The organism is Rickettsiales endosymbiont of Peranema trichophorum, from assembly GCF_004210275.1.
Classification (GTDB): domain Bacteria; phylum Pseudomonadota; class Alphaproteobacteria; order Rickettsiales; family Midichloriaceae; genus RICK02.
In genome coordinates, this window is sequence record NZ_SCFA01000115.1 from 1 (window position 1) to 12,106 (window position 12,106).

At 40.7% G+C, this 12,106-nt stretch carries 10 protein-coding genes; 5 read left to right on the forward strand and 5 right to left on the reverse strand.

Annotated features, from left to right (window positions below; genetic code table 11):
* Positions 1-599: 599 nt before the first annotated feature.
* The 5 genes from EDM53_RS05500 to EDM53_RS05515 form a co-directional block, all read right to left on the reverse strand.
* Positions 600-1,493, reverse strand: a complete 894-nt coding sequence (locus EDM53_RS05500; protein ID WP_130122657.1) for a TniB family NTP-binding protein — start codon at positions 1,491-1,493, stop codon at positions 600-602.
* Positions 1,490-3,142, reverse strand: coding sequence for a Mu transposase C-terminal domain-containing protein (locus EDM53_RS06465; RefSeq protein WP_130122658.1), 1,653 nt, complete (start codon positions 3,140-3,142; stop codon positions 1,490-1,492). Before EDM53_RS06465 ends, EDM53_RS05500 begins: the two co-directional genes overlap by 4 nt.
* Positions 3,143-3,475: 333 nt before the next feature.
* The gene (locus EDM53_RS06275; RefSeq protein ID WP_165379679.1) at positions 3,476-3,628 is read right to left on the reverse strand and encodes a hypothetical protein; all 153 of its coding nucleotides are present in this window, start codon (positions 3,626-3,628) and stop codon (positions 3,476-3,478) included.
* A 14-nt stretch (positions 3,629-3,642) separates the two neighbouring features.
* On the reverse strand, positions 3,643-4,086 hold the full coding sequence (locus EDM53_RS05510; protein WP_207215496.1) for a hypothetical protein: 444 nt from the start codon (positions 4,084-4,086) through the stop codon (positions 3,643-3,645).
* The gene (locus EDM53_RS05515; protein WP_130122660.1) at positions 4,079-9,454 is read right to left on the reverse strand and encodes a hemagglutinin repeat-containing protein; all 5,376 of its coding nucleotides are present in this window, start codon (positions 9,452-9,454) and stop codon (positions 4,079-4,081) included. Before EDM53_RS05515 ends, EDM53_RS05510 begins: the two co-directional genes overlap by 8 nt.
* Before the next feature lie 218 nt (positions 9,455-9,672).
* Here EDM53_RS05515 and EDM53_RS06400 point away from each other — a divergent pair, with 218 nt between their 5' ends.
* The 5 genes from EDM53_RS06400 to EDM53_RS05535 form a co-directional block, all read left to right on the forward strand.
* Positions 9,673-9,894 carry a hypothetical protein gene (locus EDM53_RS06400; RefSeq protein ID WP_207215497.1) on the forward strand — a complete coding sequence of 74 codons (222 nt, stop codon included), beginning with the start codon at positions 9,673-9,675 and terminating at the stop codon, positions 9,892-9,894.
* Entirely contained in the window at positions 9,881-10,372 is a 492-nt protein-coding gene (locus EDM53_RS05520; RefSeq protein ID WP_207215498.1) for a cyclase family protein, read from the forward strand. The genes EDM53_RS06400 and EDM53_RS05520 overlap by 14 nt, the downstream gene beginning before the upstream one ends.
* Positions 10,373-10,379: 7 nt before the next feature.
* Entirely contained in the window at positions 10,380-10,559 is a 180-nt protein-coding gene (locus EDM53_RS05525) for a hypothetical protein (protein WP_242507905.1), read from the forward strand.
* A complete protein-coding gene (locus tag EDM53_RS05530; RefSeq protein ID WP_130122661.1) occupies positions 10,540-11,469 on the forward strand; it encodes a hypothetical protein in 930 nt (309 codons plus the stop codon). The genes EDM53_RS05525 and EDM53_RS05530 overlap by 20 nt, the downstream gene beginning before the upstream one ends.
* A gap of 296 nt (positions 11,470-11,765) precedes the next feature.
* On the forward strand, positions 11,766-12,106 hold a 341-nt coding region (locus tag EDM53_RS05535; protein ID WP_130122662.1), incomplete at its 3' end, for an Rpn family recombination-promoting nuclease/putative transposase.

The following is a 12,106-nucleotide window of genomic DNA, read 5'->3' on the forward strand; positions in this document are numbered from 1 at the left end:
ACCATGCTGATCCATACTTGTTATTAATTTTTGCATAATTTAAACTCAAGTGTTTATTTGACTAATTTACCATTTATCTTAGTATACCATTTTAATAAATTATTGCAATACATTTATCAATACTCATTGTCTAAAAACCGGCCGTTTTATAGACTCCACACTGGATTCAACATTTACCATCCCATACCCGTCTCTAAAACCCGTCCCTAAATTATGCTTGTCCAGAAATGCTGACTACCCTTTTATGGACATCAGTCATCACTACTTGGTGTACAATTCCCTGCTAATCGTAACATCTCATCACGAGTTATTCCATCATTCATCATTTCATCAAGCTCTTTTAGCAACATTTTATAAATATTGTCCAAATATCTTGTTTCTAAATCTTCTATTGGTACACCCGTGCCTTCAGATAAAATAATAACCGCACCATTAGGGAAGACAGGTTCTTAAATCCTTTATTTCTTCTGTTGTGAGCTTTAGTACGTTTCTGCAAAAACTTTGATAACTAACTCCATAAGTTTCTGCTAATTTCTCAACCCAATTATACAAAAGTTGGTATTTATAAACTTTGGGATGCAACGGCCACTTCTTCTTCATCAATGTACCATACTTTCATAAAGTCTACGCCGCTCACTAGGTGAATGATAGTTAGTACGTTCTAGTACTTCTTGATCGATATATTCCTTCCCAGACATAATAGCTTCGCTAGCCGCCTTTGTTAATAACCCTGAAATCTCACCAATAGTTCCTTCACTCCGTTCTAAAATTATCCTGCGAATATCATGATTCAATAGCTCTGAAGGTTTGAGTAATGGCAAAATCTTTACAAAACTTGCTAGTAATCTATTGAATTCACTATTATTTTCCCATAATGGTAATATAACAGGTTCAAACCTATTTTCTAGTTGGTCATCACTACGAATTGCCAGATAAGCATCTCTTGTACCAACTCCAATTATTGAGATCTGCAGTTCATTACCGATAAACCTAATTAAATTTAAAAACTCTCTCTGCTTGCTAACACTCCCAGCCAATATATTGTGCAGTTCATCTATGAACACCATCTTGGTTCGAGTTACACCTAACATCTTTAGTGCCATAGCTTCATTTCTTGCAGTGGATGGATAAGCTATCACCGGTGAACCCAAGGCTCTCATAATGGCTGTATAAAAACGTTGTATTGTAGGACTCGAAGGCATTTGCACTACAAGCACAGGTATTACTTCATGTGCCCCATCCTCAGATTCATAAGGTAAATGTGTTCGCCTAAATTTCTCTACAATCATTGTCTTGCCATTGTTCGTAGGACCAATAATGAGCATATTGGCCGCTCTTATACGCTTGGGAGAATTAAAAAGTTCTTCTAACTTAGTCAACACCCCTTCGGCCCTACCATATCCTATCCAATGATCGCCACGGATTCTCGCAATCCTTTGTTCCGCCGGTAATAACGCTATCTCTCGTACAGCAGATAAAAGGTGCTCAGTCATCTCCACACCTCAATATTCCTAAATGCTTCATCTCCCATTTCATCTACCATCCTTTCATTATTCTCCTCAGTACTAGACGGTTTCGCCTTAGGTTGTACCCTAGCGTTTTCCTGCATACGTGTTCTATTTCTTCGCATAGAACGGGTTTTTGAAGAGGCTTTATTAACTATGTCTCTTATTTCATCTATTGCTCTGAATAATGCAGATTCTTGTACCTGGCCTTTCCCAATATCTTTAATGCGCTTTATAGCAAGACGATGTTCAAATAAGCTAATTGCGGGACGCGATAAAGTACGATACGGAACTTCCAGATAACCTCCCCCTTCCGGCAAATAAACATAAATGCGGCTTAAATCCCTCGGATCACGACGTATCAAGAATTTCTCATATTTTTCTCTATTAATTATAAATGAACGAAGTGCATTATTGTAGTAGATAATGTGATCAAGCATAAATCCGTCACGTCTTAGTGTACGATAAATAATAGGTAAAAAATCAATTAAAAAAGCTTTCCCATTATTGATCACTGCTAGCTTTTGACCATCTCGTTTCATCATAGCCAACCCTCTTTCATAGCGTTTGATGGGAACCTCATCAATTCCATTATGAAGGCGTAAATGATAATATTTTGTGATGGCTATGATTAGACATCTTTCCAATTCTCCCAGTGTTAAACATGCTTTAGCGTCAGAAGGATAATCACCACGCTCTCCAACATTAGAAAAAGTGGTACCAGGCAAGGTATGTACCAGCTTCATCATAGTTCCAATCACGCGCTCTATAATTCCTCCATAATGAACTTTCCCCTGGGGGCGATACTCTATCTGAATACCATGTTGTGAGCACCCTCTAGTAAGTGCTGCACTGTGAAATTCAGAACTATTGTCAACATGTATCAAATTTGGCTTGCCGTGGATAGCCCATGATGTGTCAATATCAACCATCGCTAACCAAGGCCCTTTATCCATAGCGATATGAGTCAGGCATAATCCTACAGACACTGATGATGGTGCTTCTAAAGAAACAATAAAACCTGCAATACAACGACTGTACACATCAATAGCAATTGTAACATAAGGCCTACCTATCGGTAGTCTATCAATGGGGTCAACAATTATTACATCAACTAACGTATGATCAATTTGGACCACTGATAACGGATAATTTACCTCAGGAAACTCCCCTGCGATAGGCTCTATAGACTGATCACGCCCATATCGTTCTTGTAGCCTAATAACAGAAATATCCTTAATACGACGCCGAATCGTCGATGCTCCAGGTGCAACCATATTTTGAGCAGCACATTGTTTACGCACTTCTTCTATGATTGTAGAAGCACTTAGTCTTTGACGCGTAAGATAAAATCTATCAATTATCTTATTAATAAGAGCTTCTTGTATTGTAGATAATCTTGAGCCACCTTTCCCTCCACTAGGCCTTTGAGGAATAAGAGAACTGGTCAAACCATCTGAATCTCGGTAATTCCGAATTAACCTATATATATAACGGGCCGATAATCCCAGCTTAGCCGCAGCCTCTAAAACTTTCTCTTGAGTACAAACCTTGCTTCCAGCTAGAGGACCAATTACCTCAGCACGTTGTTTTCCAATATTCCATATCTTATCATTTATCTCAGAGATATCACTCAAGTTTTTTTCCCAATTTTACACGTGCTGCGCTCCGCTTTGAAAATAATGCTATATATTCCACTTGTCTATGATAAAATTGAACTACACTTCGAAAATTACTACCCCTGATTTTACAAGCTTTTCCCTCAATTATAATGAACTCCTCTTCGAAAAATGACAGACCTGTCAGACGTACACTTCGTCCTTAGCGTACTATTTTGTCCCAATCCTATGTCCTCCCCAAGGGAGACCATTATAATACGCTAATGGGAATTTTCGCACCTATGCTGCTGATAGGCCTATTACGTACCCGCTCAGCGCACGTACCTTAGCACCGGTCCAATCCATGCAACTTTACCACTCCCAGTTCGCCAAATCTTCGTTTCTGTAATTTAAACCATAATTCACTGCATCTATACCACCATTCCACAACTTTTTATACCTCAGTAAACTAGCACCCGTTTTTGTATGGCCTCCCTTTTCTACACTTCCGTCACGCTGGACCACCTTACACTGGTCCTTTACCGACGTTTCTCCACGACACCATAGTTTGCAGGTCCTGCCCCTTTTGTTTGCTGGTCGTTACAGTCAAGGTGGGCTAGACAATAATCCTCATAAAACGCCTCTCCCTTCAGCAGATCTGCTCTACTCTTATAATCTATATTATTAAGATATTCGTTCCATTTTTTATACGCATCATTATGGTCTGCACCATCTATAAATTCTAAGATATGAGGTATATCATCCTTCGTCACTAGATTCATGTTTATAAATTCTAAATACTGTAGAACTTCTATTACAATAAAATGCTCCCTCTCGCTTAAAGAGGCATTTCTCAGATCATTACTAGTGTACTTCTCTTCGCCCCATCCTTGAATTTCTTCTGTTGTCATTACACCATCTCGCCAATCAATTATTTTTTGTCTTACTTCTTGTACAGTAATCATAGCATGACCTTTATCCATTGTTAGATTTCTCATGTATAAATTTTCTTTCTTTTATGGCTCCAGATGGTGTTATAGTATCCTTATATTCCTTAATCCTCTTCCCTTCCCCATCGAGTTCCAAAACATATCGCTTACCGTATCCTGCAGTTTTCGCCTCTGCAAAGTAAGACATCTCCTTGTTGCCGCTCGCTAAATTTGTAATTTTATAGTCTTTGCACTTACCTGTAGCGTCCTTGAAAAATTTATTGCCCTCTTTAAAAAAGGGTGTGTTTTCTAGGTACTTCCTAACTGTTATCTTATCATTGAAGCTCAGAATCTGGTGACTTACTAAGTTTGACACATCATGTTCACTAGAGGTATGGCCATCCACATCGGCTTTTTTGATTCCGTCGTCAATGTCGATTTTTTTGATATTGGTGAAATCTGCTGCATCGAGGTCCACTCCAGGCTTGTCAAACTTCTTCAACAACTTGGCTCCCTTCGTAACACCACTAGCTCCTCTTACAACCGTGCCGGCTACAGGAACAATTATTATACCGAATTCCAGACATTTCCTCTGCTCAGGTGTCGTGTTCTCCAAATAGGCCGAATACCTCTCTTTCACACCATCAGGAACATAACGCCCTACATACTCTACACTAGCACCTACACCAGTACCAATCCATCCTCCTACCTTTGTGCCAATATTCCTCAGCCTTTGAGCTGTAGCAGAAAACTTATCCTCAAATCCATCCCACAACGCACCAGCATTTTGAGACGCCCAGTCCTCACCTTTCATGATACAGCCGCCAATACGATGCGTTAGTTCACCAATTGTATTCCTCTTTTCTTCTATAGACTTACTTTGAAACTCTTGACTTTCTGTGACATGTTCGAATTCGTCTAGTGCATTATTTATATCTTGCACTACAAACTCCTGCAGCACCTCCCTTTCTATAGCCATTCCTACTGCATCAGCTTCAGATACTGCACGTGGAACTTCTGCACGATCCACACTACTAAATACTGTAGCCTGTACATCAACCCTACCCCCTGTTTCACCTGGTTGAGCTTGTGATGATGCTCCAGCTGAGGTCCCTGCACCTGCTTTTGCTCCTGGTGCTTTGTTCGAGACAATGTATACCTTATCACCTGGTTTTAGCTTGTCTAGTGAACCACTTGCCTTAGCTATGTGTGCATTGTCCTCTTTAAACTCCGCCCACGTCCTTCCTGTCTTCAGCCCTTCTGCTCTCCAAATGTCCCACAAGCTCTCTCCTCTCTTCACTTCATGTACTTTACTAGCTGCTACAGAACATGACTCATCCTTCCCAACACCACCTACACCTTTTACTGCTATACCACCCATAGTCCCACCCAACAATATAGGCGATATGCTTGATGATAGCCCTTCTAGACATACTGCGCTACCCATACATTCCTTTAGACCATTCCCCAACAATGGCATCACCTCAACCGGCTCTTCTCTAAATGGATTCATGCTATGCAATACTCCCATTACAGCTCCTCCAAAGCTATCCAACGCCTTGCTAACCCCATTCCTTCTACTCTTATCTACCTCTTCTTTCTTCTTAACGATAGTCACAGCTAGCTCTCTCTGATCCACAGAGCTTCCTACCTCATCCAGCGCTCTGTATAGCCTCTCCTTCTCTCTATCACCACCTCCTTTCTTTTCAATAACACTTGCTCCTCTTAAATACCCTTCCCAGAATGGTACTGTCTTCCCCTTCAGTTCCTCTCTCAGCTTTTCACTCTCTTGCTCTTTCTTATCCTTTACCCCAAACAAACTTTCTATGATACCAATACCTTCCATAAACCCTGAAAAATATCCTCCTGACATTACAAAGTCTCCATTTTTATATCTTCCAGACACTGAGCCTCTCATATTCCCTTCAGCATCAACTGACAGAGCAGCCATCACACTCACGTGTTCTTCTTTCTCTTGATTGCCAGGCAATGGAACTTCTGTCACCTTATCTGCTTTTACGTTTAGTTCTTCCTCACTCTTTAACGCTGCTACGTTGTATATCAGGTGCTTTGTTGTCATTTCTATGCTGTTTCCACTAATACCCGATATAAATTTGACCATTTGGCTCTCTTTTAAGCTTGACTCGTAACTCAATGAACCTTCTGGGAGGACTGTGCCTGTCCATCCTATCAATACACCAGCACTAAACCCATATATCTCCTGTTCCCTCTTTACTCTTTCTATAACCTGCTTCACCTCTACTTCATTTGCTTTCACTTTGATCTTCTCTCCACTAATAACCGCACCTTCTATTTCTAGTCTATCGTTCACCATGAGCTGTATCACCTTAGAATTTATTTGACCAGCACGGTGTTTAACGCTCTCTGAACTCCATGTACCTTTTTGATAGTTGTAACTCAGGCTGATTCCAGACAAACCTACACCTATCTTTCCAGTTCTAGAAGACATACTACCTTCTGTCTCTACCGTATTAAATGATCCAGATAGCCTCACATTACCAAATTCTATATACAGGCTCTCGCTACATTTTATGTCCCCAGAGATATAACCTACGCTATCTTCACCTCTTCCTCTTAGTATACAGTCTCTTCCTATGAGCTCGTTATCCACGGATTCTGTCATCACACTTCTCTGCCTCATCTTTTCCTTACCAAAACTTATACTGGCCGATACGTACTTTTGTAGCAACGCTCCTACCATCGCAAACGGTGTCGGTACATCACTCGCCTGGAGCGCATTAAACGCTGACTTTACGCTTGGCAATTCTGATATCAAGCTCATTGCTGGTAGCAAATCCAGCGGACCTTCCATCTTCAACAGACCTTCTAGTGAACCTATGAGCGTATTATCTTTAATATGCTCTAATGGCCTATTGCTTTTTACCAACTCTAGTATAGGTATCTTGGGTGCAAACAACCCTTTCTTCTCCGAGGTGATTTGCATTGTATTTTGAACTAAATGTGGTTTCTCCAGCAACTGTCCACACTTCAGTACCGGCTTGTCTCCCTTCAACAACACACCCTCTAAAGTACAATCAGATGAACTAATATACACATCACCACCAGGCGCAGTTATTTCCAACCTAGCTGTCTTACTCGTTGTCCATTCCATTCTTACCGTGTTCTTCGAACCATACCATTTCTTTGAGGTTATTGTATTTTCAGATTTCGCGTAGGCTGTTGTCGTCTCCAACCTCACCTTCTCTCCTTCTATCTTTACATCCTTTCCAGACGATACCTTAATGCCTGAGCCTCTATAATTACCCTCAGCATCTATCTCCACGTCCCCTCCTACCAACAATATCATATCGTATGAGTCCACAGTCCTTTCTATTAAATGGTGCTTCTTACCCCATTCTTCCCTAACTACTCTCGTATTGTAGGTAGTACTTTGATGTATATCTTTACCCTTCATCTTTAAATCACCAGAAATATACATCAAGGTGGACTTCTGTGATATCGACTTTTCTGCTATGTAATATGCGTTTCCCTCTATCTTGTACGTGGTCCTTAACACGTCCCTACCATCATGCGCTATCAACTCATATATGTCGGTCCCTTCCAGCTTGATATCACCATTATATGTCTTGACTGTCCCGACATTTACTATGTTCTTACTTGCCTTTAGTGCTAAATCTCCAGATTTCACTATGAACATGCCCGCTAATCCTATGTTCTCTGCTGTAATGACTGCACCATCATTAACATATGTCAGACCTGTGTTGATAAAATTACCCTCGATCTTTGCTTCTATTGCACCAAGCAACATGCCAGCTCCAAACCATCTTGGCGCTCTCTTGACCGTTTCTTCAGGTAAATACAACTCAAGTGCCAACACTTGCTTACCTCCAGGTAACGTCTTAGACACAGGCCAGGCAAACGGTTGTTCTATGTCTTTCATTTTTCCCATATCCAAAGACTTGCCAACCTCCAAACCATACTTTTCTTTGACTTTTAAACCACTCTTCAATAACCGCTGCAGCTGCTCACATCCCTTGTCCTTCAGAGATGCCCCAGCACTGTCAACACCATCTCTTATCAAAAACGCCTCCTGTACTTCAGAAAACAGTACCCTCATCCCTGTTAACTCAAATACACCATGCTCTATCAAACCTTTCTCAATATCAGCTGAACCAAATATTTGTGGATATTGCTTTTTATCTACTCCCAACTCCTCCAATAACTGCACTGTACCATACTCGCAGCTAGCTAGTGGTTTATGCTTCAAACACACCATTGGTTCGGCGCTCGCATCACTACCAGGGTTGACCCTAATATTTCCGCTTCCCACCAAGACCCCAAGCTCATGGCCCATGTTTACTGCAATCTTCTCGAGAGAATTGTACAATTGCTTAACAATATTTGCCTTCCTAATACTAGGTACAAGCCTATGTTCTGTATTGCTCTCAGTACCAGCTATTGCCATCTTTCCAGCTTCCTGGCTAGGCCATATATATTTCATCTCAACTGCCGAAACTAAAGGTACATTATCTAGCTTTGTTTCTACGTTAATGTTTCCTATACTGGTAAACTCACCGTACACACCTCCCAACACGTAGAACGTTGACGATACAGTGCTGTCTATCCTTGAGTCTGTCCCCACCATGTTGCCATAATTCGAAAGGCCACAAATAGCAAGCTGTCTGCTAATAGCACCCACACACCAACCCACATACTTTCCACGTCCACGGCGAGCATGTGAGCTGTATTCAGCACGTACTTTTAAACTTATCGGCTCGTTTTTTATGTTGGCTTTTTGCAAACAATGTACATTACCCTCAACTCCAAAGAAGCTAATAAAATTCTCTAATCCTACACCATCAAAAACAAAATTTCCACCTACTCGAATTCTTCCTTCACTACCACAGAAACTACTCAGAGTTTCTCTATAGCATTTGCCATTGTCACTGTTTTTACGTGATATATATTCCCATTGATGGATCAGCGTCTCCGCAACACTACAATCACTTCTTCTATTGGTCAGTAGTTTAGCTCTTATGGTGACATCACCTCTAGCATCCAACACACCTGATTCAAACACTGCCTGCTTAATCGCTCCCCCTCCTCCCTTTTCTATGATTACTATGCCTCCACTCCAGAGCGCACCTCGTCTCACCAATATCTCATCACGCAGCCTTATCACCAACTCCTTGATCGCTTCAATGCGCCCACCATCCTCTAGTGCCAGCTTTCCACTCACCACCTCAATTGCGTTTAAGCTTTGTATAACACCTCTAACCTCCGTTACAGATAGCGCTTCTAACGTCACCTTTACATTAGATGCAATCTTTCCAAATTGTTTCAAAATTTGACTTTTTAACACTACTTCATACAGAGCCTCTATAAGCAGTTCCTTTCCTACTTCTAACTCACCTGCCAGGCTACTTAACAATATCCTCATCCCCGTTAACTTACCTTGGGAATCACCCGATTCTAACTTCCATAGTGAGTAGGCCGGCGGAACTTCCCCGCCAGCCTATTCACTAAGGCGCTGGGCGGTATGGGTTTGATGATTATCCGGATGCTCCAATTAATAAAGTAGAGGTAGAAGACCATAAAGCTGGGGATGTATGTCCTGATTGTGGTAATGGGAAATTGTACAAAGGCACAAGCAGAAAGATGTTGAGATTTGTAGGTGCACCTCCAGTAGCACCAAATCGTATAGAGAAAGAAGTGTTGCGTTGTAATGAGTGTGTCAAGGAGTATGCCTTTAATCATGATCTGCACATAGACTACTCTGATTGCGAAGGCGAGTATAAATTTCGTGCTATGGAGATCAAAATGCATGCTGGAATCGGTTACACACATGGATGCACCAAGTCATTGTATGCCAGGAGATAGGTGCATTCATGATTTTGATCCAAATGATTTGATGTTTCCATGTGTTGTGATTGATGTCTCCGAACAATCTCATGAGCGTTACAGCTTAAGCACACAAGATGTGAGAGATTTTGAAAGCAAGTTTGGGGCTATTGTTGAAGGTTCATGCGTGATGGTCAAAACCGGTTGGAGCAAATTTTGGAACGAGCCTCGGAAGTATCATAACAACCATGTTTTTCCGTCAATATCTTCTGAAGCGGCATCGCTACTTCTTAAGAAGAACGTGGCTTCTTTAGGCATTGATACACTTTCGCCGGATCGGCCAGAAGATGGTTTTAAGGTGCATAGGCTCTTTCTAGGCGCTGGCAAAATATTAGTAGAAAACGTAGCAAATTTAGATAAGATGCCGGAGTCTGGTGCTGTTGTTATAGTATGTCCCATCAAAATCAAGGATGGGACAGAAGCACCAGTGAGACTCATTGGACTAATTGAAAAATAGGTGACAGGTGATAACAATAACGTATGATGAGTTTGAGTGGGTTGAGCTGCGCTCTGGTACTGTTGTGAAAGTACAAGTATTTCCTAGAGCGAAAGAGCCAGCGTTCAGAGTGTGGGTAGATTTTGGTCCAGAGATATTTATGGCCTACTGTTTGATGAGGAAATGGTATGAAGGGAAAGCTATATAATTTTATTACAAGTGGTTCTTTAATGCACAAATATATATTTTGTAGTCTCAAAATATTCCTTATACAACTACGAATCAAGTGTGCCAAATATTCTTGGTATATAAGTAAGAACAGGAATTTTTATAATCCTGTTTTAGAAGCCACCGTATACAAATATAACGGTTGGCGTATAGCTAGACATGATCATCATTTTGGAGCTTTCAAAGATAAAAAAGAGGCCATGAATGAAGTGTTGCAGATATGGTTGAATGAAAAAAGAATCGGTGAAACTGTCGGTAAATTGGAACATGAATTAAAAAATATAAAGGACAAAATATTCAATGAACGTGAGAGATGTATAGTTCCAAACGCTGCGAAATTGGTACCTTGTAAAGCGAAAGAAGAGCAAGGAAATTTAAGGGCGGATTTCTTTTATTTGGGTCAAACACAGATAAACTGTTACAGGTGTAAGCAAAGCACTTCAGTTTACGCTATTATACTACCAGAGTGGTTTGAAGCGATTGATGAAGGTGCTATAGAAGAATTAGAAGCAAAGGGGCTGTTCGTAGAAAGCAATATTCCATTTTGTCCTCAAGACTACAAATCAATTGTATCGCATCTGACTTACATTTCACCCAATGCTCTAAAAGAGATACACAATTATACTGGGAAATCGCTTTTTCGAGAAGAATATTCTGCGTCAATCGGTTACAGTTATTACAGATCGGCATGTAGCCGTTGTGGTGCTGCACAAGGTGATAACTACACAATTTCGGGATTTAATTCTGCATTTTGTCCTATTGATAGGGATCGATTTAAAAAAATACAATTTCATAAAATCCTTCAAAAAATTGTGGTTCGTGCCGGAACCAACAGCATATGTTATGGTGAAGATCAGCATTTTGTTGTGAGAAATGTATGGAACAACTAAGTGTTGATACAGCCTATGCTCTCCCGAGTTTGACGATTTGTTTTACATGTAACGTTATTGTAACATAAAATGCAGGACAACATGCAAAGACCAGGAGTAGCAAAGCTCAGTGCAGCAAGCACCCTATCTATATATGCAATGTCAAGGCATATGGGAAGATTGTGGGTCTGTGATATTTGAGAGGCTCATTGATACTTTTTTGGTTACAGAATCATTGGAGCATAAAACATCTGGAGGAAGTATTCGGAATAGTATACAATGGGTTGTACTAAGCATGAACACAAGAGAGTATACTGATGACAAGATACCTAGACGCAACAAACGATGTAGCATTTAAGAGAGTCTTTGGCGACAAGGAAAGACTAAAGGATTTTTTAAATGCTATACTACGTTTAAAACCGGGAGAAAAAATAGCAGAACTCGAATTTATGTCTGGAGAAGAAATACCAGACATAGGACAGGGCAAAAGAAGCTTGTTTGATTTGAAGTGCAAGGATGAGTCTGGCAAGATCTACATAGTAGAGATGGAGAACAGACAAGAGTCCCACTATATACAAAGAGCACAGTTTTATGGGTCACATACATACGTATCACAACTCAAGAAGGGTATGTTTCATAAGGACTTGTTGCCTGTGAT

Excerpts from the sequence above, each read along its gene's own strand:
- EDM53_RS05500 (WP_130122657.1), bottom strand. The coding sequence starts at position 1,493 with ATGACTGAGCACCTTTTATCTGCTGTACGAGAGATAGCGTTATTACCG.
- EDM53_RS05510 (WP_207215496.1), bottom strand. The coding sequence starts at position 4,086 with ATGGATAAAGGTCATGCTATGATTACTGTACAAGAAGTAAGACAAAAA.
- EDM53_RS05515 (WP_130122660.1), bottom strand. The coding sequence starts at position 9,454 with ATGAGGATATTGTTAAGTAGCCTGGCAGGTGAGTTAGAAGTAGGAAAG.
- EDM53_RS06400 (WP_207215497.1), top strand. The coding sequence starts at position 9,673 with ATGTTGAGATTTGTAGGTGCACCTCCAGTAGCACCAAATCGTATAGAG.
- EDM53_RS05520 (WP_207215498.1), top strand. The coding sequence starts at position 9,881 with ATGCCAGGAGATAGGTGCATTCATGATTTTGATCCAAATGATTTGATG.
- EDM53_RS05530 (WP_130122661.1), top strand. The coding sequence starts at position 10,540 with ATGAAGGGAAAGCTATATAATTTTATTACAAGTGGTTCTTTAATGCAC.